The following is a 20307-nucleotide window of genomic DNA, read 5'->3' on the forward strand; positions in this document are numbered from 1 at the left end:
ATTGCTCGATCATGTTGGTCGCCATTTCCCTCCCACGCGCAATCCTTATAGGATTTAAGGAAAATTCATGACCTACCGAGCGCCTGTGTCCGATATCGTTTTTACTATGCGACACGTGGCAAACCTCGATCGCGCTCTGAAGGATGGCCTTTATCCTGAGCTCACCGCCGATTTGGTGGAGACGATCTTGGGGGAGGCGAGCCGTTTCGCCAACAATGCCATCGCGCCCCTGAATCGTGAGGGCGACAAGCATGGCGTCACTCTGAAAGATGGTGTTGTCACCACGGCGCCCGGTTGGAAGGAGGCCTACAAGGCCTGGACTGAGGCGGGCTGGAATGCTCTTCCAGGGCCTGCCGAATATGGCGGGCAGGGGCTGCCGACGCTTCTCAATTCCGCCTGTGTCGAGATGTGGAACGCAGCCTCCATGGCATTCGGCATCGGACCGGTCCTGACGATGGGTGCCATCGAGGCGCTCATCCAACATGGTTCGGAGGAGCTGAAGAGCCGCTACCTCGAGAAACTCGTCTCCGGTGAATGGACCGCGACCATGAATCTGACGGAGCCTCAGGCCGGCTCCGATCTCGCAGCCCTTCGCTCTCGCGCAGAACCTGCAGGGAATGGCACCTACAAGATAACGGGCCAAAAAATCTTCATTACCTATGGCGAGCATGATCTGACTGAAAACATCGTGCATCTCGTTCTCGCGCGTCTTCCCGAAGCGCCTGTCGGCACGCGCGGCATCTCGCTATTCGTGGTGCCCAAATTCCTGCCGGACGGCACGCGTAACGATGTGCGGTGCCACAGCATCGAGCACAAGCTCGGCATCCATGCCTCACCCACCTGCACTATGATCTTCGGCGACAATGGCGGCGCGATCGGTTGGCTCTTAGGCGAGGAGAATCGCGGTTTGAACTGCATGTTCACGATGATGAACAACGCACGCCTGGCCGTGGGCCTGCAAGGCGTCGCCATCGCTGATCGTGCCTATCAGTCGGCGCTGGCCTATGCGCATGAGCGTAGGCAGGGCCGGGCGCCTGGCGGTGCGAGAGATGTGATGAGCCCCATCGTCGAACACCCCGATGTCCAACGCAATCTTCTCACGATGAAAGCGCTCACCGCAGCGGCGCGATCAATCTGTTACCTGACAGCTGAGGCCATTGACCGCGCTCATCTCGAACAGGACGAGTTGGACCGACGAAAGGCCAACGAGCGTGCATCTCTCCTGACCCCGGTCGCGAAGGCTTTCTCCACCGATATCGGTGTCGAGGTCGCCTCGCTTGGCGTGCAGGTTCATGGCGGTATGGGTTTCATTGAAGAAACCGGTGCGGCTCAACACTATCGCGATGCACGCATTGCGCCAATCTATGAGGGAACGAACGGTATCCAGGCCCTCGACCTGGTCACCCGCAAGTTGCCTCTTGCGGGCGGTGAAACGGTGGCGGCGCAGATTGCCTCCATGCGAGAGATCGTCGCGCGCCTGACAAAGACAGACAGCGTAGAACTGGCTTCTATCGCGCCCACGCTCGACGCGGCTGCCGGGAGCCTCGAACGCGCAACGAATTTTCTCTTGAGAGCGCTTGCCGCGGATACGCCGCAGGAGGCTCTCGCAGGCGCGACACCCTATCTGAGCCTCTTCGGCATTGTTCAAGGAGGTGTAGCGTTGGCGCAGCTGGCGTTGGCCGCTCATGAGGCAATTCAGAGAGGCGAGACCGCGCCCGCGCATCGCGGTCGAATTGCTCTCGCTCGCTTTTTCGCGGATCACATCGCTACCCGCGCCGATGGGTTAGAGCGAACCGTGGTCGCCGGCATGGCCCCGTTGCTGAATGCCGAACTGGTGCTCGCGAGCGAGATATCGTAGTGGGCTTGCTGCCGCGGATTTTCGTGAAGGCGCAGAGCCTCTGGGGCCGTGCTCTCGAATGTTAAACAGCCAGATATCGCTGCTGGAGGTCCGCGCTGGAATCAAACGCCGCCCAGGATCCTTCGAACACCACGCGGCCGCTGTCGAGCAGGTAGAGCCGCTCGGTGCACATGCGCGCGAACCAGACATTCTGCTCCGCGACAAGCAACGCCATGCCGTTCCGACGCCGCAGATCGATGAGCTGATGAACGAGCTGTTCGACGATGACTGGCGCCAATCCTTCGGTCGGCTCGTCCAGCAAAAGATATTCCGGCCGCGCGAACATGGCCCGCGCGATCGCCAGCAATTGCTGCTGACCGCCGCTGAGCTCGAAACCGAGGCGCCCCCGCAGGTCAGCGAGCATCGGAAACAACGCAAATATCTCGTCGACCGAATATGAGGCAACGTTGGGACGCGTGGCGTGACGGCCCATGGCAATGTTTTCCGCCACCGTCAGGTGAGGATAGATGCGGCGGTCCTCGGGCACGAATCCAAGCCCGCGGCGGGCGCGACGGAAATCGGGCCATGCGGCGATATTTTCTCCGCGATGCCTGACCGGTCCGACGACGCGTGGGCCACCACCCATGATGCTCTTGAACAAGGTGGTTTTGCCGACGCCATTCCGTCCCAGGATAGCGACACCCTCGCTTTGTCCGATTGCGAGGGTTACGTTCTGGACGATATGGCTGTCGCCGTAAAAGGCATTGAGCGGTCCGACCTCAAGCATGGGCAGACTCCGATCCGAGATAGATCTCGCGCACCATCGCATCGTCGCGGACTTCCGCGGGCGTTCCGGTGGCGATCACGGCGCCCTGGTGCAGGACGGCGACACGAGAGGCAAGGCCGAATACCACTTCCATATCGTGTTCGGTCAGAATGATCGTCATACGGTGGCGAACCCTGATGGCGGCGATGAGCTCCGTCGCGGCGCGCCGATCTGCCGGTGACATTCCTGCGGTTGGTTCGTCCAACATGAGAATCCGCGGTTGCAACGCCAGGCTCATGGCGAGTTCGAGGCGCTTCTTGTCACCGTGAGACAAGAGCCGCGCGGGCTCGTCGCGTTTGTCGATCAGGCCGACCTCTAAAAGGGTTTGCTCGACCGCTTCGCGCACGTCGGGCGAAGGACGGCAAGCGAGACGCCGCGCGGGGCGACGACCCGTATTGCGCTCATGGGCCTCGATGGCGATGACGACGTTTTCTTGCGTGCTCAGTTCCTTGAAGACACGCGCGACCTGGAAGGATCGGCCGAACCCGAGTCGGACGCGTTTCCATTCCGGCATGCGGGTGACGTCATTCCCTTCGAACCGAACCGTGCCTCTGTCGGCGAAAACTTCGCCGGTCAGCACTTTGAACAAGGTCGTCTTGCCTGCCCCGTTGGGGCCGATGACCGCGAAGCTATCGCCCTCGGTGACCGAAAGATTGACACCCTTGAGAACTTTGACGGAAGGGTAATCCTTCACCACATTCGTGGCGACAAGCAAGGGATTGGTGGTGGCGTCGTGGAGGATCATCGAACGATCTCCGGTCTCGCAGCGACAGCCGTCTTGCGGGTCATCCGTGTCCGCAATCGTGACAGGCCACCGAGGAGACCACCTGGGAATGCAAGAACAACAACCAACAGGATCGAGCCGATAATGATCTCAGACAATCCGTGCAGGGTGCGGGTTCCGTATTCGAGCACCGCGAAGACGAAAGCTCCCACTGCGGGCCCCCAGAAGCTTTGGACACCGCCGAGAAGCGTATAGAGGATCGGTCTTGCCGAGAATGTCCAGTGTGCGATCTCGGGCGTCAGCAATTGCAGCCAGGGGGCATAAAGCGCGCCGGCGATCGCTGTCGTTCCCGACGCGATGGCGAAGGAACGGAGACGATAGGCTTGCACGTCGATGCCAAGAAACGCTGCGCGTTCCGCATCCTGCTGAATGCTCTTGAACACGCGGCCCATGCGCCCGTGCATGACCCACCACAAGCCGATGGCCAGAAGCGTGCACATGACAATCATGAAGTAATAATAGTTGTTGCCGCTCGCGAGATCGATCGTCGTGAAGCCAAGAGACAGATGGGGGCGGCGGATGCCCGTGAAGCCATCCTCTCGGCCGAGAGCCGGGATGTAGGACAGCAGCAGATAGACGATCTGGCTCAACGCGAGCGTCAAAATCGCGAAATAGACGCCGATGGAGCGGCGCAGAGCGAGAATCCCGACGATGAGCGCGACAAACGATCCAAGTAGACCCACGCCGGCAAACAACAGCAGCGGATGTAGCCCGGGTGCAATTTTAGAAGCCCACGCGAATGCGTAGCCGCCGATGGCGAAGAATGACGCGTGACCGAAGCTGACCAGTCCGGTCTGGCCGAACATCAGGTTCCAACTGAGACCGAAGACGATGTGCAGCGCCAAAGTGCCGGCTACGAACACGATGCCTTTGTTGGTCGCGAACGGGAGGGAGACGAGGACCACGAGGATGATGGACGCGATGGCCGCGTCCCGCTTCCAGGTGCTGTTGCTTGCCTGAGACGTCATAGGCGTGCTCCTGCGATCAGTCCCTGCGGACGCATCAGAAGCATCGCGGCCATGGCTACATAGAAGAACACCCCGGGCACCTCGGAGAAAATGACGGACCCATAGGAATCGATCACGCAGAGCAGGATCGAGGCGAGAAACGTGCCGCGAATATTGCCCATTCCGCCAACGATCAGAACGCCGAAAGCTTGCACCACGAATACGCTGGCGAGGTTCGGTGAAAGGGTCTGGTTCGGCAGCAGCAAGCCGCCTGCGAGTCCCGCGAGGAAGAAGCCGATGACGACGATCCACGCGTAAAAGCGCGGCACGTTGACGCCGAGCATGCCGGCCATCCACGGATCACTCGCCACGGATTTCATGAGTTTGCCTGTTGCGGTGTGTTGAAGAATCCACTCGAGTAAACCGTAACAGAGAATGCCGAGGCCGATGATGAAGATGGCGAAAACCGGCATGACGAGATCACCTGCGATCAGAGCGCCGCCGAGCGCAGCGGGCGTCATGACGCTGTAGAACGATACGCCCCAGATCGCCTTGACGGCGCCCTCGGAGATCAACAGCAGTGCGTAGGTGGCGATCAACGAATAGGCTTCGTCCACATGCTGAAGCGGCCGGAATACCAACCTCTCCACCACGAGCCCGCACAGGCCGACCATGATCCCCGCCACGATGCTGATCAAGATGTACGCGATCGTCGAGGTGTCGCTCGCGAATGTCTTGACGAGAGAGAAGGCCAGATAGGCGCCGATCATGAAGAAGCCGCCATGGGCAAAGTTCAGGATGCGGAGGATGCCGAAGACGAGCGTTAGCCCAGTGGCGAAGAGAAACACCACCATGGCCGTAAATAGACCGTTGAAGAGCGGGCCGAGAAATAGCGCAAGCACGAATGTTCACCTGTCCTTCAACCTGCCGACGATGCGCCGGCAGGTCTTGAGAGGGAGTTCAACTCAGCAACCAAGGCGTCGGCTCAGCGCTTGTTGTAAAGAAACTTCAGTGGTTGGCCCGGCGACGGCTCTTCGCTCAAGCCCTCGTCTTTGATAACTTTGTGCCCGGTGATCTTCCACCCTTGTTCACTGTCGTCGGGACCGAACTGAACGAAGTTGATGTCGCAGATGGCCTGATGGTCTTCCTTGCGGATCTTGCGCATGCCCTTGCAGGAGTCGAATTCAAGACCCTCCAGCGCGGCAATAACCTTGTCGGTATCCGTGCTGCCGGCCTTCTGGATTGCGCTTGCGTAGGCGAGCACGGATGTGTGCGCTTCGCCTACATACCCGGCCGGATATTTATCGCCGGTCATCTTCACATAGGTTTCATAAAGATCGTCGTTGATCTTATGGCCCTTGTACGCGCCGTAGAACCAATGGAATCCGGACCAGAGGCCCGGTGGCGTATTCTTGCCCATGGCCTGCGCGATGATGAATTCACTTCCGGGGTCCACCAGAACCTTGAACTTCTTTGTGAGACCATAGGCGGCCGCCTGCCCGAACATTGTGACGGCATCGCCGCCATAGACGCCGCAATAAAGGCCTTCCGACTTGCTGCGCATGAGTTGCGCGATCTCGTTCTTGTAATCTGTCGCACCGAACTTCGCCCAAATCGGATCCGTGATCGTCACGGGCTTCTTGTTGAGCTCAGGATAGAATTGGAGCATGCCGTCGACGAAAGAATCCCAGTTCGACGTGCCGATGGCGGTCTGCGGATTGATGGCGGTCCAGTCGTGGACAGCCGGGTAGTCGGCGGCCACTAGTTTTGCGAGAGCGCGCTGACGTGAATAGGCATGGTCGGCGGTACGGAAAACGTTGGGACTGAACTGATCATGCGTCAGTTCGTTGGCCGCAGCCGCCGATACGACGAGCACCGACTTGTCAGCCTGAAGGGTTGGCGCGATCGCCAGCGCGACGCCGCTCGACAATACACCGAACATCAGGTTCACGCCGTTGCCTGCCAGATCCTTCGCAGCGGCAACACCTGCAGCAGGGGCCGCCTTGTCGTCGCGGGTCACAAGTTCGATCTTCCGACCGAGGATGCCGCCCGCCTGATTGATCTGGTTCACTGCGATTGTCGCGCCGGCAAGCTGGTAGCGTCCGATCACCTCCTGCGAGCCGCTAAGCGGCGCGATCAGACCGAGCCGAATGGGCGCGCCTTGGGCGAAGCTCGGTCGCGTGAAGCTTCCAAGGGCGCCGGCGGCACCGAAAACGGCCAGAGACTTTGTGATCTGGCGTCGTGAGAAATCGTTGGACATGGTTCCCTCTCTTTTGTTTTAAGTATCTAACAGTGGTTAGATTTTTAGGCCGGTCAATGGACATTGATGAGCGTCCGGCAACACTATTCGGCGTAGACTCCGGCTTTCAGAAGTGATGCGGAAGCAAGGTCGGCGCCTTGCCGATTGGTGTAAAAGCCAGCGCAGAGGCCACCATCGACGGGCAGAATTGCACCAGTCACGTAGGAGGCGGCATCGGACAGAAGGAAGAGGGCAACGGCGGCGACCTCGTCCGGATGGGCCATACGTCCCAGAGGCGTTCGATTGTTCAGGACCTCGTCGACGAAGCGGGGTGGAATCCCTTGTCGAACCAATGGCGTGTCGACGCCGTTTGGCGCGACCGCATTGACTCGGATGCCCCGGCGCCCCCATTCGATCGCGAGTACGTCGGTGAGGCCGGAGACGCCGAATTTCGCCGAGCAATAGTTCGACCGTCCAGCAAAGCCGCCCAGCGAGTTGACAGAAGCAATGTTCACGATCGCGCCGCGTCCATGGACAAGCATCCGCCGTCCCGCGGCCTGACAAGAGAGGAACATCCCCTTCAGATTGGTGTCGACGACAAGATCCCAGGTCGCTTCGTCCATGCTCTCAGCGGGAGCGGGTCGAGACAGACCCGCCGCCGTCACGAGCCCGCTGAGGGGGCCAAATTTCGCTTCGAATTTCGCGACAGCGTGATCGGTCGCCTCAGCGTCCCGCACGTCGAAGGGTAATGCGATGGCGTTGCCGCCGGCCTTGCGAAGCGACGACTCAAACGCTTCAGCCGTTTCCGCCTGGACATCCCCAATGCCGACGGCTGCTCCGGCTTTAGCCAAAGCACGGGCAACCGCCTCGCCAATTCCGGACGCAACACCTGTGACCAGCACAACTCTGCCGGTGAAATCGAAGCTCACGTCTCTCGATGGCGGCTGCATGGCAGGTCCTTCTCATCGGCGAACTCTCAGTTATCTAACAGCCGTTAGATATTCGCGTCAACTACTCTGCGCTGACGAAGTCATCCCATGGAGAGAAAAACGAAGGGCAGCGAACGGCGGATCCGTCAATTGATGAAAGAGGCCTTTCGTTAATCTAACATTTGTTTGATATTTTCAGGTCATGCGCCGTGGTGGCTCTTGGAGGGGATGAATGGCCGAGTTTGAGAGGCAGACATGCGTAGTTACGGGCGGAGGTCGAGGAATCGGTCGGGCAATCGTTGAAATGTTTGCAGTCGAAGGTGCCGAGGTGCATTCGCTCGACGCGGCTGCTCAGCAAAGCCTTGTCGGTCACCGCAATGTGCATTTTCAGCACTGCGATATAACAGATCTTTCCACGGTCGAGGCATTCTTCGCACGGCTGCGCGCCTCCGGGACGAGCGTCGACGTGCTCGTGAACAATGCTGCGACCGTCACTCGCGCAGTGCCGATCACGGACCTTTCGCCCGAGGAATGGCAGCGGACGATCAACGTCAATGTTACCGGTGCTTTCAATGTCACGCGCAGTGCGCTCGCTCTCATGGGCAAGGGCGGACGGATCATCAACATCGCTTCGACCTTCGCTCATGTCGGCTCGCCGGGACGCGTTGCCTATTCGACCACGAAAGGTGCGATCCTCGCCTTCACCCGAAGCCTGGCGCTCGACATCGCGGCGCAAGGCATTCGCGTCAATTCAATTTCGCCGGGTGGCATAGCCACTGAACGGTTGATCGAATTGTTCGGATCAGAGCAGGCCGCGGAGAACCATCTTGCGCAACTTCATCCGGTTGGACATACCGGAAAGCCGGCGGATATTGCGAACGCGGTTTGGTATCTCGCTTCCCATCGCTCAACATTCATGACCGGCGCGGACCTCCTTGTCGATGGCGGTTATACCGCGCAGTAGTGCGACTCCGGACGGCACTGCAGACCCTATTGCCAATATTTCGAACGTTTGTTAGATTTCGACAAATGCCGCGCCGGCCCCTGCCGGCAGTCGAAGGAAGCCGCTATGCCGAAGTACAATTTGATCGCACTCACGAACCCACGCGATGGGCGGGACGATGAATTCAACGAATGGTACACGAACGTCCATCTCGCAGATGTTCTGAAGTTGCCGGGTGTAACGGCGGCGCAGCGCTATCGCCTTGCTGACGTGCAGCATCGGCCGGGGCCGTTGGAGTGGTCCTACATGGCCGTCTACGAAATCGAGATCGATGATATCTCGGAGACGCTGTCTGCATTGAAAGCTGCAAGCGGGACCGATCGAATGCCTCTTTCCCCTGCACTCTCTCCGGAACGCATGGTCTGGATATACCAGCCGATCACTGAACGGGTCGAGCGCCCGCGCGCCATTTCGGGCTGATTGTCGCCCATTCACGAGCGCTGATGCGCTCCAAATTGTCGGATAGGTTACAAGCTTATGAAAGTGCTGGTCCCGGTTAAAAGGGTTGTCGACTTCAACGTGAAGGTCCGGATCAAATCAGACGGTTCAGGTGTCGAGCTCTCCAACGTAAAGATGTCGATGAACCCATTCGACGAAATTGCCGTTGAAGAAGCCGTCCGCCTCAAGGAAGCCGGCAAAGTCGAAGAGATCATCGCGGTGTCGATCGGTCCCGCGCAGGCGCAGGAAACGCTGCGCACGGCGCTTGCAATGGGGGCGGATCGCGCGATCCTGATCAAGGTTGAGGATCCGGTCGAGCCTCTCGGTGTCGCCAAGGTTTTGAAGGGCATTGTCGAGGCGGAAAAACCGAACCTTGTGATCCTCGGCAAGCAAGCGATCGACGACGATGCCAACCAGACCGGTCAAATGTTGGCCGCCCTTCTGGGCTGGGCGCAAGGGACCTTCGCCTCCAAGCTGGAGATCGACGGCGACAAGGCCAGGGTGACGCGCGAAGTCGATGGAGGACTGCAGACCATCGAGCTTAGTTTGCCGGCGATCGTCACGACCGACCTGCGGCTGAACGAGCCGCGCTATGCATCTCTGCCCAATATCATGAAGGCGAAGAAGAAGCCGCTCGATGAAAAAACGGCCGCCGACTTCGGCGCTGACATCGCGCCGCGGCTGAAAGTGCTCATGACCGAGGAGCCCGGCGGTCGACAGGCAGGCGTGAAGGTGAAGTCGGTGGCCGAGCTTGTCGACAAACTGAAGAACGAAGCCGGCGTCCTCTGATCGGGCGGTAAGAAAAGGACGAGGGAAATGACAATTCTTCTTATCGCAGAACATGACAATGCGTCGCTTTCCGACCAGACGTCCAAAGCGCTTTCGGCAGCGTTGAAGATCGGTCCGGATGTTCATATTCTCGTCGCTGGCAAAGGCGCAAAAGCGGCAGCCGACGCGGCGTCGAGACTGCATGGGGCGGCCAAGGTTCTGCTGGCGGAGGCCGACGAACTCGAACAGCGCTTGGCTGAACCGCTAGCCGCCCTTGTCGTCGCGTTGGCCGGAGATTACGACACCTTCGTCGCGCCTGCCACCGCATCGGGCAAGAACGTCATGCCGCGCATCGCAGCGCTGCTCGACACCGCGCAGGTGTCGGAAATTGTAGAAGTGGTGTCGCCGGATATTTTCAAGCGACCGATCTATGCGGGCAACGTCATCCAGACCGTGCAATCCACCGATTCAAGAAAGGTGGTCACCGTGCGCACGGCGTCTTTCCACCCTGCGGGGGAGGGTGGCTCGGCACCCATCGAGACCGTCAAAGTCGCCGAGAATCCAGGCGTCTCAATTTTCGTCGAAAACAAGCTCTCGGATAGCGACCGTCCCGAACTCACCTCGGCGAAGATCATTATTTCCGGTGGTCGGGCGCTCGGATCGTCGGAGAGTTTCACGGAGGTCATTCTTCCCATCGCAGACAAACTGGGAGCCGCAGTCGGAGCCTCGCGTGCCGCGGTCGATGCGGGCTACGCGCCGAACGATTGGCAGGTGGGGCAGACCGGCAAAATCGTGGCTCCCGATCTCTACATCGCAGTCGGCATTTCCGGCGCCATCCAGCATCTCGCTGGCATGAAGGATTCCAAGGTCATCGTCGCCATCAACAAGGACGAAGAGGCCCCAATCTTCCAGGTCGCCGATTACGGCCTCGTTGGCGATCTGTTCACAATCCTGCCTGAACTGAAAAAGGCGTTATGAAATGACTGAGGTCTCGGGTGCATTGGCCGGCATCAAGGTCGTCGATCTGACGCAGATGCTGGCCGGTCCCTATTGCACGATGCTCCTTGCCGATCAGGGGGCGAGCGTCATCAAGATCGAACCGGTCGAAGGTGATCCCACGCGACAATTCGGACCTTTTCCGAAGGACGATACAGCTCACTATTTCGGCGGCTATTTCCAGAGCACCAATCGCAACAAGAAGAGCGTCGCGCTCGATCTGAAATCTGACGAAGGCAAAGCATTATTTCGCCGACTGGCAAAGGATGCGGATATTGTTGTCGAGAACTTTCGCGCCGGTGTCATGGACAGGCTGGGCATCGGCTACGAAGTGTTGGCGGCCGACAATCCGCGGTTGGTCTACGCGGCGATCCGTGGATTTGGCGATCCGCGGACGGGAAGAAGCCCTTATACCAACCGTCCAGCCTTCGATGTTGTCGCGCAGGCGATGGGCGGGGCCATGGGAATAACCGGGCCGGATTCCGTGACTCCGATGAAAATCGGCCCGGGCATCGGCGACATTTTTCCAGCCTCTCTCGCCGCCTTCGGCATCATGGCGGCGCTTCATCATGCAGGCCGCACCGGTCAGGGCCAGTTTGTCGATGTCGCCATGTACGATGGCATTCTCGCCATGTGTGAGCGCATCGTCTATCAATATTCGTATCTTGGGGAATCTCCGGTTCCAGAGGGAAATCGGCATCCGATTCTTTGTCCGTTCGGCACGTTCCCCGCCAAGGACGGACAAGTCACGATCGGGTGTCCGCGCGATTCCTTCTGGCGCGACCTCACTGCCATCATGGGTCGCCCTGAACTCGCACACGATCCGAAATACGCCACCAACAACGCCCGCTTGGCTCACGCGGCTGAAACGGTGGCGATCGTGGAGGCATGGAGTGCCGCACGGACCAAGGCCGAAATCGCGGAAGCCCTCGATGGCCGGGTGCCATTCGGACCTGTCAATACGGCAGCCGACATCTACGGCGATCCGCATGTCGCCGTGCGGAACATGCTGGTCGAGGTCGAGCATCCGGGATCGTCCAAGCCGGTCACGATCGCTTCGACGCCGATCCGCATGACAGCCACGCCCGGTGGCGTATTCCGCAGGGCACCACTCGTCGGTGAAGACACCAATGAGGTGCTCGCCGGGCTTGGATTGTCGTGTGCGGAAATCGCCGGGTTGAAGGCTCGCAAGCTGATAGCCGGCCCGTAACGGCGTCGCTGCGGGTCAACGGATCGGTGAAAAGCTCGTCGGTCGCAGGATCACCGTTTCCATGTTCTGAATGAAGGGCGTGGTTTTGGGACCGAACGCAATCCATTCCGGATCCGCATAGAGCTTTGCCCTCAGCTCGTCGCGCTGCTGCATGCTTTCATAGCCCCACATGGTGACGACCTGATTCAACGTCCCGATCTCGGAGACGAAATAGCCGATCATGGGTAGGTATTTGGTGTGCAGAGCCAGCCCGTCAGCCTCGTATAATGCGAGGAATTCCTGCACCTTGCCGGGGTGGAATGTGTAAGTGCGTTTCTCGATGATCATCGAGCAAAGCTCCTCATGCCGAGTGTCGGGGCCATACGCTAATCCGGCTTGCAATTAAATTCAAACAGATGTTAGAAAAATAATTGCAGATTTGTACGCATTTTGCCCGAAACGTCGCGGAGTGTGTCTCCCACGCCAAGATCTCGCCGGAGGAAAAATGATAGCGCGCACCCTATTTTCCGAAGAGCATGAAATGTTCCGCGAATCGGTTCGCCGCTTCATGGAACGCGAACTGGCGCCGCACCATGAAGAATGGGAGGAAAAGGGGGAGGTGCCTCGCTGGGCATGGAAAAAGGCTGGCGAGCAGGGCTTCCTTTGTGTCGCGATCCCCGAGGAATGGGGCGGCGTGGGTGCAGATCGTCGCTATTCGATCATTCTGATGGAAGAGCAGGCTCGACTCAATCTCACGGGTCTCGGATTTCCGCTTCATTCTGACATTGTAGCACCATACATCCATCATTACGGCACGCCCGATCAGAAGCGGGCATGGCTTCCAAAGATGGCGACGGGGGATTACATCGCGGCCATCGCAATGACGGAGCCGGGCGGTGGTTCCGATCTCCAGGCAATCCGTACGACGGCTATCCGCGACGGTGATGATTACGTCATTTCAGGTCAGAAAACTTTTATCACCAACGGTCAGACGGCCGACCTCTTCCTTGTCGCCTGCAAGACCGACCGTAGCGAGGGCGCACGCGGCATCAGTCTCGTGATGGTGGAGGCTGATCGTGCCGGTTTCGAACGCGGGCGTCGGCTCAAGAAACTCGGCACCAAGGCGCAAGACACTTCGGAGCTCTTCTTCAATGAAGTGCGTGTGCCGGCAACAAATCTCATCGGTGAGGAGGGGAAGGGCTTCGGTTACATGATGCAGGAGCTTGCCTGGGAGCGCATGCATGTCGGCATTCAGGCGGTCTCGTGCTGCGAGGCAGCGCTCGACTGGACGATCGACTACACGAAAAGTCGCCGGGCTTTTGGCAAGGCGGTGATCGAGTTCCAGAACTCACGTTTTACGTTGGCCGAGATGAAGACCGAAGTGCAGGTCGGCCGGATTTTCCTCGATCGCTGCCTGGAACTGGTGCTCGAGGGTAAGCTCGACACCACCACTGCCGCGATGGTGAAGTTGTGGACGAGCGAGATGCAAGGAAAGGTGCTCGATGCGTGCCTTCAGCTTCACGGAGGCTATGGTTTCATGTGGGAATATCCGATCACACGGGCCTTTGCAGATGCGCGCGTCCAGCGGATCTACGCGGGCACGAATGAAATCATGAAGGAACTGATCGGCCGGACGCTCTAAGATGAGAGCGGCGGCCTAGCTCGCGGTGAGTTCGCCTTTTCTCGTTTCGGCAAACGCGCGCCAGCCTAGCGGCATGCGGCCAGTGACACTCTTGACCGTGTCGTAAACGGCGTCGGCAAGCGGCATATTGCCCGCTTCGATTGCTGCGACGCCGCCCGCAAGGCTCGTAGCGTAGACTGGGTCCATGCCCTGCTTCAGCAGGATCGGCAGAAGTTCGGCGGGTTCGCGCGGGCGGTACTCAACCGAGCGGTGCGTCACTTCCGAAAGGAGCGTCGCGATCTCTGTCAGGGACAGTGCCTCGACGGCGAGCGGATACGTCTTTTCGCTATGTCTGTCCGGATCGCGCAAAGCCGCTGCCCCCACGGCCGCGATATCCTCTGAAGAAATCCAACTGACTTTTCGGTCGCCCATAAAATGGACGAGACGGTCCGGCCTGTGCCTGAATCCTGCCCAGACGGTGTCGATGAAGAAATTGGGTCTCAGATGGGTGAACGAAAATCCCATCGATTCAATCGCGCACTCGATGAGCTGGTGCCAGGCGAAATGAGCATGCGGCGTGTCATCTGACGCGAGCGCACCGAGATGAACGATGTGACGCACGCCCGTTGCTTTGGCAGCGTCAAGCAGGCGTTTGGAATGCACCAGCATGTCAACCGTATACCCTGTGATCAGGAAAACCGAATCGACGCCTTCGAGCGCCGGCCGCAGGGTCTCGGGACGATCATAGTCGAATGAGACAGGATCAAAACCTTCGGCGCGTAAACGGTCCGCGCTCGCGGCGCTGCGTGCTGCGCCGATCAGCTCGAACTCACCAGATTTCGCGTCGCTCGCAAGAAGTCGCATTGCGGCACCGCCGACGGTGCCGGTCGCTGCGGTCACCAGAATTCGTCTTGTCATGATCGTTTTCTCTCGCAGGCTCGACTTGTTTTAAAATCTAACAGATGTTTGTTTTTATAGTCGAGTATCCAGGGGGGTGTCCACTGTCTGCGCGGACGCTCGATCCCAAGATGCTCTCCTCGTATCTCAGAGAGCGCGCTTGGCGGGGTTCAATGTGCTTTGACGATGCGAAAATGAATGCGGAAGAAAATCGACACTTGCAGCATTTTCGAACGAGTGTTAGTTTTTGTTTGAAGTCGCCCGAAAGGCGGCGATAAAGCAGCCATTTGTGCTCGCGAGAGCCTATCGGACGCGTCTGCGCTCGTGGGGCTGAGAAGGAGGAAAGCGATGCGTCGTCTCGAAGGTAGACTTGCCGTAGTCACCGGCGCGGGAAACGGAATCGGTCGCGCAAGTGCACTGCGTTTCGCTGCAGAAGGGGCAAACGTCGCCATCCTCGATATGGAAGAGGAGGGCCTCTCCGCCACAGCGGAGAAAGCTCGTGAAGCAGGCGCGAAGGTGTGGGCTATCACCGCCGACTGCACCGATGAAAAAATCGTTACGGACGCTTTCAAGCGCATTTACACCGAGGCCGGCTTCGTTGACATTCTGATGAACAATGTCGGGCAAAGCGCACGTGAACGGGCATCCGAATTCTACGCATCGTCCTCGGAAGTCTGGCGCTTCACGCTGAACGTTTCGCTCATGTCGACACTGATCGCATCCCGTCAGGTGGTGCCGTCGATGCGTGAGGCGGGTCGCGGTAAGATCGTGAATGTCGCGTCGAATGCCGGCATGGCGGGCGAGATCGGACTTTCGGAATACGCCGCCGCCAAGATGGGCGTGATCGGCTTTACGCGCTCGCTTGCGCGCGAACTCGCGCCATTTAAGGTGAACGTCAATGCGGTTTGCCCCGGCGTCACGAAGACCCGGGTCATCGAACGCATCTCCGATGAAATTCTCGAGCAGATCCGCAAATCGATCCCGCTTGGATTCTTCGCCGAACCCGAGGACATCGCGGCGACCGCCGCTTTCCTCGCCAGCGACGATTCCCGTTACATGACGGGCCAATCCGTCGTGGTCGACGGCGGGCGCTGGATGATCTGACGGGCAGACCAGGACGCGAAGGCAAGCGTCGTCTACGTCCAACGCGAAAAATCGAACAAAAGTTTGAATTCACAGGCACATCAATCGAGAGAGCGCTTAGAATGGAAAAGATGTTGGAAAACAAGGTGGCGCTCATAACAGGTGCTGGTCGTGGCATCGGTCGCGAGGTTGCCATGCTGATGGCATCCTACGGTGCGAAGGTCGTTGTCAACGATCGCGGCGTCTCGCTCGACGGCAATGACGAGACCGATGCACCTGCGCGCGAAGTCGTGCGCGAGATCAAGGAAGCCGGTGGCGAGGCGGTTGCCGATTTCGGATCGGTTTCCGAAGCGGACCAGGCGCGGGCCATGGTGAACACCGCAGTCGAGACGTTCGGCAAGATCGACATCGTCGTCAATAACGCCGGCATCCTGCGTGACGCCATCTTCCACAAGATGACCGACGAAGATTGGGATTCGGTCCTCAAAGTCCACCTCTATGGCAGCTACAATGTCAGCCGCGCCGCCGCGGAGCATTTCCGTAAGCAGGAGAGCGGCACCTTCGTGCATATGACATCGACCTCCGGACTCGTCGGAAATCCCGGTCAGGCGAACTACTCCGCAGCCAAGATGGGCCTCGTGGGGTTGTCGAAATCTCTGGCGCTTGACATGGCGCGCTTCAATGTCCGCTCCAATTGCATTTCGCCTTTCGCGTGGAGCCGCATGGTCGGTTCGATCCCGAACACGCCGGATCAGGAGGAGCGACTGAAGACCTTGAAGATGCTCACGCCGGACAAAACCGCCGCGGTCGCGGTGTTCCTTGCCAGCGACGCCGCGAAGGCGGTGAACGGCCAGATTCTGGCGGTGCGCGGCAATGAGGTTTTCCTCATGAGCCAGCCGCGCCCGTTGCGCTCGGTCCATCGCTCGGAGGGCTGGACGCCCGAGACATTGCGCGATCATCTGCTCCCGACACTCAAGACATCTTTCATCCCGCTCGACATGTCGCGCGACGTGTTCTCCTGGATGCCGGTCTGACAATGGAACCGTTTCAGCGCTATGACGAAGTCGAGATCGGTGACGTCTATCCGACGGCACCCTTGGCTTTCGAGGTCAGCGCCGCGGTCGTGGACGGCTTTCTTGTAGCGACTGGAGACGACACGGGCCTTTACGCCGGCGCGGATGACAACCGTCGTGCGCCGTCGATGGTGGCCTCGGTTTATCTGATCGATCTCTTGATGGCTCGCCGCTCCCCACCCGGCGGAATCCACGCCAAGCAGGCCATCCGGTTCCACCGGCCCCTCGCGGTCGGTGAAACATTGGAGATCCAGGCACGGGTCGTGGACAAATACGTCCGCAAGGAACGACCCTATGTCGTGTCGGATTTCGAGGCCCGAGGCAGCGACGGCGGTCTCGCCGCCAGTGGTCGGATCACCTCGATTTGGGGGAGGGATCTATGAGCCTCGACCTCCCTATCCACGGAAGACAGAGTTCCATTGTCGCTGGCGACGAGTTGCCTTTGATCATTCGTCAGATCACCCAGCAGATGATCGACGAATACGCGAAAGCGTCCGGCGATTTCAACCCGATCCATGTGGATCCGGAATTCGCCCGAACCGGTCCGTTCGGGCGCACCATCGCGCACGGTCTGATGACACTCGCATTTGCCGCGCAGATGTTGAACGCGTGGAGTGAAGGGACCTTCGATGAGTGCGGCGAGATCGACGTCGCGTTCATCGGTCCCGTCTTCGCCGGTGACGTCCTGACGATTTCGGGTACGGTCGAGGAAATCTTTTCGCACGAAGGGCATGCAGCGGCGCGAGTCAGGCTGACATGCAAAGCCGGCGAGCGGCAGGTTCTCGCCGGAACCGCCATGCAGCCCTTGGAATCGACAGAGAAAGAATAAGTCATGGCGCGTGAAGCAGTGATTGTGGGCGTTGGCGATGTCCCGTTGAAGGATGGGAAAGTTGTCGGCGGCGGTTCCGTTCTGCAGGTTCAGGCACGCGCGGCGAAAGCGGCGATGGATGATGCAGGCATCGCGATGCGCGATGTCGATGGACTTCTCGTCGCGGGATTGTGGGGCGTTCCGGGGCCCGGGCAGTTGCCGTCTGTGACGCTGGGCGAATATCTGGGCATCTTTCCGCGGTTCGCCGACACGACGAACATCGGCGGCTCCGCTTTCGAGGCCCATGTGGCACATGCGGCCATGGCCATCGAGGCCGGCTATTGCGACGTGGCCTTGATTGCCTACGGCAGCATGCAGAAGAGCGAGCGCAGCCGGACGCTCGGCGGACGCCCGCCTATTCTCACCATGCAATTTGAGAATGTCTGGGGTATTCCGCAGCCGGTCGGTGGATACGCGCTCGCAACGATGCGTCATATGCATGAGCACGGGACCACGCCGGAGCAATTGGCTGAAATCGCGGTCGCGACGCGCAAATGGGCGAGCCTCAACCCGGCCGCGACGATGCGCGATCCGATTTCGATCGACGATGTGATGAAATCCACACCCATCTCCGATCCGCTGAAACTGCTCGATTGCTGCCTGGTCACGGACGGCGCGGGCGCGGTGGTGATGACGACGGCTGAGAATGCGAAGGCGCATGGGTGCCGTTCGATCAACATTCGCGGCTATGGCGAGGCACATACCCATTGGAGCATCGGCGCGATGCCGGATCTCGCGCGCCTGACGGCGGCGGAGATGTCGGGGAAGGCGGCCTTTGACATGGCGGGTATCACTCACGACGCTATCGACGTCGTCCAGTGCTATGACAGCTTCACGGCTACAGTCCTTCTTACTCTTGAAGCACTAGGCTTTTGCGAGCGGGGCGCCGGCGGCCGGTTCGTCGCCAACCAACGTACTGCTCCGGGCGGCGAATTCCCGCTCAACACGAATGGCGGCGGTCTGTCCTATTGCCATCCCGGCATGTACGGCATCTTCCTGCTCATCGAAGCGGTGCGCCAGCTGCGTGGAGAATCAGGCGAACGCCAGGTGCAAGGTGCCAAAACGGCACTCGTCCACGGAACCGGCGGAACGCTTTCTTCCGGCAGCACTGTTATTCTCGCGAACCATTGAGGGCTTTGAGATGTCCGAGAACGCAACATATGAAAAGCCCATTCCTGTTATCGATCCGGGCACGAAGCCGTTCTGGGATGCGACGCGCGAACACCGCCTGTCGATCCCACGTTGCCGGTCGTGCGGCAAACATCATTTCTACCCGCGCGAGCTATGCCCGCATTGCCATTCGGCGGATCTCGAATGGACGGATGTCAGCGGCAAGGGCGAGATCTATTCCTACACGATTGCCCGCAAGCCCGCCGGTCCGGTCTTTGCCGCCGACGTTCCCTATGTCATCGCCATGATCGCCCTTGATGAAGGCCCGCGCATGCTGACAAATATTGTCACCGCGGATGTCGAGGACGTCCGCATCGGCGACCGCGTGACTGTTCATTTCGATGACGTGACGCCTGAAATAACCCTGCCAAAATTTACCTTGGACAAGGCCTGAGATGAATTCGACGCATGTCCCCGAAGACATTGTCGCTGTCGGCGAAAGTTTGATTCGCTTCGTCGAGCAGGTCATTGTTCCAATCGAGAACGCGAACAAAGCGATCCTGGCGAGCGAACGCACGATCTTCGACGAAAAGGGACGGTTCACGCCCGAAGTCGAGACCCTGAAGCGGGAGGTGCGTATGCGCTCCGCCGAGCAGGGTTTCTATACGATGTTCGGGCCCGAGGAAATCGGCGGCGGCGGATTGGGGCCGCTGGCGGCGGTCTATCTCAATGCGCGCCTGTCGAGCCATTGTGGTCCTGGCCGCGTCCTTGTCCATCCCGTGGTCATTCCGTCGCCGTTTACCAACGGGTTGTCACCGATTCTGAGAAATCTCGATCCTTCTCTTCGGGATCGCTATCTTCCGAGCCTTGCCAGCGGCGACAAGACGCTCTGTTTCGGCTTGAGCGAGCCCGATGCGGGTTCCGATGTTTTCGCGATGAAAACGCGTGCCGCGCGAGACGGCGACGATTGGGTCATCACCGGCACGAAACAATGGATCACCAACGGTCCCTACGCTGACTATGCGATGATCTTCGCCGTCACAGATCCGGAACTTGCTGCACAGCGGAAGGGCGGCATCACTGGTTTTTTCGTCGACACGAAATCGCCGGGCTTTTCCGTCGTTTCGACAATCCCGATCATGGGACAGCTCGGCGCAGAGATCGGCATTCTGGCTTTCGACGGTCTGCGTGTCGCGGATGATCACCGATTGGGCGAAGTCGACCATGGGCTAAGGGTCGCCTTGCAGGGCGTCAATACTGGCCGGCTCGGTCTTTCTGCAACCTGTATCGGCCTCGCGCGCTGGGCGCTCGACCAGGCGGTGGAATATGCAAAGGTGCGTAAGACGTTCGGCACGTCCATCGGCGAGCATCAGGCGGTGCAAATCCTGATTGCGGACAGCGCGGCTGATATCTATGCGGCGGAGACAATGCTGATCGATTGTGCATTGAAACTTGAACGCGGCGAACGTGCCCTGGCCGAAACCTCCATGGTCAAGCTCCACTGCACCGAAGCGGCAAATCGCGTCTTCGACCGGTGCATGCAAGTGCATGGCGGCATGGGCTTGACCAACGAGCTACGCCTCGAGGCGGGTTATCGCTTCGCCCGTTCGATGCGCATTCCCGACGGCACCAGCGAAATCCAGCGGCGCACCATCGCCCGTGACCTGATTGCGAACGGCGTGAACTTCTGAGGCGAACT

22 protein-coding genes are annotated in these 20307 nt (G+C 59.4%); 14 read left to right on the forward strand and 8 right to left on the reverse strand.

What is annotated here, in order from left to right; genetic code table 11:
* Positions 1 to 67: 67 nt before the first annotated feature.
* Positions 68 to 1858 (forward strand): acyl-CoA dehydrogenase, encoded by a 1791-nt coding sequence (locus AB4072_RS09185; RefSeq protein WP_441967350.1) that lies wholly within the window; start codon positions 68 to 70, stop codon positions 1856 to 1858.
* A gap of 61 nt (positions 1859 to 1919) precedes the next feature.
* Here AB4072_RS09185 and AB4072_RS09190 read toward each other — a convergent pair whose 3' ends face one another.
* The 6 genes from AB4072_RS09190 to AB4072_RS09215 form a co-directional block, all read right to left on the reverse strand.
* On the reverse strand, positions 1920 to 2624 hold the full coding sequence (locus tag AB4072_RS09190; RefSeq protein WP_441967352.1) for an ABC transporter ATP-binding protein: 705 nt from the start codon (positions 2622 to 2624) through the stop codon (positions 1920 to 1922).
* Entirely contained in the window at positions 2617 to 3408 is a 792-nt protein-coding gene (locus AB4072_RS09195) for an ABC transporter ATP-binding protein (RefSeq protein ID WP_441967354.1), read from the reverse strand. The genes AB4072_RS09190 and AB4072_RS09195 overlap by 8 nt, the downstream gene beginning before the upstream one ends.
* On the reverse strand, positions 3405 to 4415 hold the full coding sequence (locus AB4072_RS09200) for a branched-chain amino acid ABC transporter permease (RefSeq protein ID WP_441967356.1): 1011 nt from the start codon (positions 4413 to 4415) through the stop codon (positions 3405 to 3407). Before AB4072_RS09200 ends, AB4072_RS09195 begins: the two co-directional genes overlap by 4 nt.
* Complete coding sequence (locus tag AB4072_RS09205) at positions 4412 to 5296, reverse strand: branched-chain amino acid ABC transporter permease (RefSeq protein WP_441967358.1); 885 nt, start codon at positions 5294 to 5296, stop codon at positions 4412 to 4414. Before AB4072_RS09205 ends, AB4072_RS09200 begins: the two co-directional genes overlap by 4 nt.
* 83 nt (positions 5297 to 5379) lie before the next feature.
* Complete coding sequence (locus AB4072_RS09210; RefSeq protein ID WP_441967360.1) at positions 5380 to 6654, reverse strand: ABC transporter substrate-binding protein; 1275 nt, start codon at positions 6652 to 6654, stop codon at positions 5380 to 5382.
* 83 nt (positions 6655 to 6737) lie between these two features.
* Positions 6738 to 7583 carry an SDR family NAD(P)-dependent oxidoreductase gene (locus tag AB4072_RS09215; RefSeq protein ID WP_441967361.1) on the reverse strand — a complete coding sequence of 282 codons (846 nt, stop codon included), beginning with the start codon at positions 7581 to 7583 and terminating at the stop codon, positions 6738 to 6740.
* Positions 7584 to 7794: 211 nt separating this feature from the next.
* Here AB4072_RS09215 and AB4072_RS09220 point away from each other — a divergent pair, with 211 nt between their 5' ends.
* From AB4072_RS09220 to AB4072_RS09240, 5 genes are all read left to right on the forward strand, one after another.
* Entirely contained in the window at positions 7795 to 8526 is a 732-nt protein-coding gene (locus AB4072_RS09220) for an SDR family NAD(P)-dependent oxidoreductase (RefSeq protein ID WP_441967363.1), read from the forward strand.
* 105 nt (positions 8527 to 8631) lie between these two features.
* The gene (locus tag AB4072_RS09225; protein WP_441967365.1) at positions 8632 to 8985 is read left to right on the forward strand and encodes a hypothetical protein; all 354 of its coding nucleotides are present in this window, start codon (positions 8632 to 8634) and stop codon (positions 8983 to 8985) included.
* 57 nt (positions 8986 to 9042) lie between these two features.
* A complete protein-coding gene (locus tag AB4072_RS09230) occupies positions 9043 to 9792 on the forward strand; it encodes an electron transfer flavoprotein subunit beta/FixA family protein (RefSeq protein ID WP_441967366.1) in 750 nt (249 codons plus the stop codon).
* Between the two features lie 27 nt (positions 9793 to 9819).
* Complete coding sequence (locus AB4072_RS09235; RefSeq protein ID WP_441967368.1) at positions 9820 to 10749, forward strand: electron transfer flavoprotein subunit alpha/FixB family protein; 930 nt, start codon at positions 9820 to 9822, stop codon at positions 10747 to 10749.
* A 1-nt stretch (position 10750) separates the two neighbouring features.
* Positions 10751 to 11977 carry a CaiB/BaiF CoA transferase family protein gene (locus AB4072_RS09240; RefSeq protein ID WP_441967370.1) on the forward strand — a complete coding sequence of 409 codons (1227 nt, stop codon included), beginning with the start codon at positions 10751 to 10753 and terminating at the stop codon, positions 11975 to 11977.
* A 15-nt stretch (positions 11978 to 11992) separates the two neighbouring features.
* Here AB4072_RS09240 and AB4072_RS09245 read toward each other — a convergent pair whose 3' ends face one another.
* On the reverse strand, positions 11993 to 12304 hold the full coding sequence (locus AB4072_RS09245) for an NIPSNAP family protein (protein ID WP_441967372.1): 312 nt from the start codon (positions 12302 to 12304) through the stop codon (positions 11993 to 11995).
* A gap of 157 nt (positions 12305 to 12461) precedes the next feature.
* On the opposite strand from AB4072_RS09245, the gene AB4072_RS09250 reads away from it, so the two are divergent.
* Entirely contained in the window at positions 12462 to 13598 is a 1137-nt protein-coding gene (locus AB4072_RS09250; RefSeq protein WP_441967374.1) for an acyl-CoA dehydrogenase family protein, read from the forward strand.
* Between the two features lie 15 nt (positions 13599 to 13613).
* Here the strand turns inward: AB4072_RS09250 and AB4072_RS09255 are convergent, their stop codons facing one another.
* Positions 13614 to 14495: an NmrA family NAD(P)-binding protein gene (locus tag AB4072_RS09255; protein WP_441967376.1), complete on the reverse strand. Its 882-nt coding sequence runs from the start codon at positions 14493 to 14495 to the stop codon at positions 13614 to 13616.
* A gap of 327 nt (positions 14496 to 14822) precedes the next feature.
* On the opposite strand from AB4072_RS09255, the gene AB4072_RS09260 reads away from it, so the two are divergent.
* From AB4072_RS09260 to AB4072_RS09290, 7 genes are all read left to right on the forward strand, one after another.
* Complete coding sequence (locus tag AB4072_RS09260) at positions 14823 to 15578, forward strand: SDR family NAD(P)-dependent oxidoreductase (RefSeq protein ID WP_441967377.1); 756 nt, start codon at positions 14823 to 14825, stop codon at positions 15576 to 15578.
* A 101-nt stretch (positions 15579 to 15679) separates the two neighbouring features.
* Positions 15680 to 16591: an SDR family oxidoreductase gene (locus tag AB4072_RS09265; RefSeq protein ID WP_441967379.1), complete on the forward strand. Its 912-nt coding sequence runs from the start codon at positions 15680 to 15682 to the stop codon at positions 16589 to 16591.
* Positions 16592 to 16593: 2 nt separating this feature from the next.
* Positions 16594 to 17013, forward strand: a complete 420-nt coding sequence (locus AB4072_RS09270; RefSeq protein WP_441967381.1) for a hypothetical protein — start codon at positions 16594 to 16596, stop codon at positions 17011 to 17013.
* Positions 17010 to 17459, forward strand: coding sequence for a MaoC family dehydratase (locus tag AB4072_RS09275; RefSeq protein ID WP_441967383.1), 450 nt, complete (start codon positions 17010 to 17012; stop codon positions 17457 to 17459). The genes AB4072_RS09270 and AB4072_RS09275 overlap by 4 nt, the downstream gene beginning before the upstream one ends.
* A 3-nt stretch (positions 17460 to 17462) precedes the next feature.
* A complete protein-coding gene (locus tag AB4072_RS09280) occupies positions 17463 to 18629 on the forward strand; it encodes an acetyl-CoA acetyltransferase (RefSeq protein WP_441967385.1) in 1167 nt (388 codons plus the stop codon).
* Positions 18630 to 18639: 10 nt separating this feature from the next.
* Entirely contained in the window at positions 18640 to 19062 is a 423-nt protein-coding gene (locus AB4072_RS09285; RefSeq protein ID WP_441967387.1) for a Zn-ribbon domain-containing OB-fold protein, read from the forward strand.
* Between the two features lies 1 nt (position 19063).
* On the forward strand, positions 19064 to 20299 hold the full coding sequence (locus AB4072_RS09290) for an acyl-CoA dehydrogenase family protein (protein WP_441967388.1): 1236 nt from the start codon (positions 19064 to 19066) through the stop codon (positions 20297 to 20299).
* Positions 20300 to 20307: the final 8 nt, after the last annotated feature.

This window comes from Microvirga sp. 2MCAF38 (genome assembly GCF_052115485.1).
GTDB lineage: Bacteria > Pseudomonadota > Alphaproteobacteria > Rhizobiales > Beijerinckiaceae > Microvirga.

Bases quoted from the DNA above. Each gene is read 5' to 3' on its own strand.
- AB4072_RS09185 (WP_441967350.1), top strand. From the start codon at position 68: ATGACCTACCGAGCGCCTGTGTCCGATATCGTTTTTACTATGCGACAC.
- AB4072_RS09190 (WP_441967352.1), bottom strand. From the start codon at position 2,624: ATGCTTGAGGTCGGACCGCTCAATGCCTTTTACGGCGACAGCCATATC.
- AB4072_RS09195 (WP_441967354.1), bottom strand. From the start codon at position 3,408: ATGATCCTCCACGACGCCACCACCAATCCCTTGCTTGTCGCCACGAAT.
- AB4072_RS09200 (WP_441967356.1), bottom strand. From the start codon at position 4,415: ATGACGTCTCAGGCAAGCAACAGCACCTGGAAGCGGGACGCGGCCATC.
- AB4072_RS09210 (WP_441967360.1), bottom strand. From the start codon at position 6,654: ATGTCCAACGATTTCTCACGACGCCAGATCACAAAGTCTCTGGCCGTT.
- AB4072_RS09215 (WP_441967361.1), bottom strand. From the start codon at position 7,583: ATGCAGCCGCCATCGAGAGACGTGAGCTTCGATTTCACCGGCAGAGTT.
- AB4072_RS09220 (WP_441967363.1), top strand. From the start codon at position 7,795: ATGGCCGAGTTTGAGAGGCAGACATGCGTAGTTACGGGCGGAGGTCGA.
- AB4072_RS09225 (WP_441967365.1), top strand. From the start codon at position 8,632: ATGCCGAAGTACAATTTGATCGCACTCACGAACCCACGCGATGGGCGG.
- AB4072_RS09230 (WP_441967366.1), top strand. From the start codon at position 9,043: ATGAAAGTGCTGGTCCCGGTTAAAAGGGTTGTCGACTTCAACGTGAAG.
- AB4072_RS09235 (WP_441967368.1), top strand. From the start codon at position 9,820: ATGACAATTCTTCTTATCGCAGAACATGACAATGCGTCGCTTTCCGAC.
- AB4072_RS09240 (WP_441967370.1), top strand. From the start codon at position 10,751: ATGACTGAGGTCTCGGGTGCATTGGCCGGCATCAAGGTCGTCGATCTG.
- AB4072_RS09245 (WP_441967372.1), bottom strand. From the start codon at position 12,304: ATGATCATCGAGAAACGCACTTACACATTCCACCCCGGCAAGGTGCAG.
- AB4072_RS09250 (WP_441967374.1), top strand. From the start codon at position 12,462: ATGATAGCGCGCACCCTATTTTCCGAAGAGCATGAAATGTTCCGCGAA.
- AB4072_RS09255 (WP_441967376.1), bottom strand. From the start codon at position 14,495: ATGACAAGACGAATTCTGGTGACCGCAGCGACCGGCACCGTCGGCGGT.
- AB4072_RS09260 (WP_441967377.1), top strand. From the start codon at position 14,823: ATGCGTCGTCTCGAAGGTAGACTTGCCGTAGTCACCGGCGCGGGAAAC.
- AB4072_RS09265 (WP_441967379.1), top strand. From the start codon at position 15,680: ATGGAAAAGATGTTGGAAAACAAGGTGGCGCTCATAACAGGTGCTGGT.
- AB4072_RS09270 (WP_441967381.1), top strand. From the start codon at position 16,594: ATGGAACCGTTTCAGCGCTATGACGAAGTCGAGATCGGTGACGTCTAT.
- AB4072_RS09275 (WP_441967383.1), top strand. From the start codon at position 17,010: ATGAGCCTCGACCTCCCTATCCACGGAAGACAGAGTTCCATTGTCGCT.
- AB4072_RS09280 (WP_441967385.1), top strand. From the start codon at position 17,463: ATGGCGCGTGAAGCAGTGATTGTGGGCGTTGGCGATGTCCCGTTGAAG.
- AB4072_RS09285 (WP_441967387.1), top strand. From the start codon at position 18,640: ATGTCCGAGAACGCAACATATGAAAAGCCCATTCCTGTTATCGATCCG.
- AB4072_RS09290 (WP_441967388.1), top strand. From the start codon at position 19,064: ATGAATTCGACGCATGTCCCCGAAGACATTGTCGCTGTCGGCGAAAGT.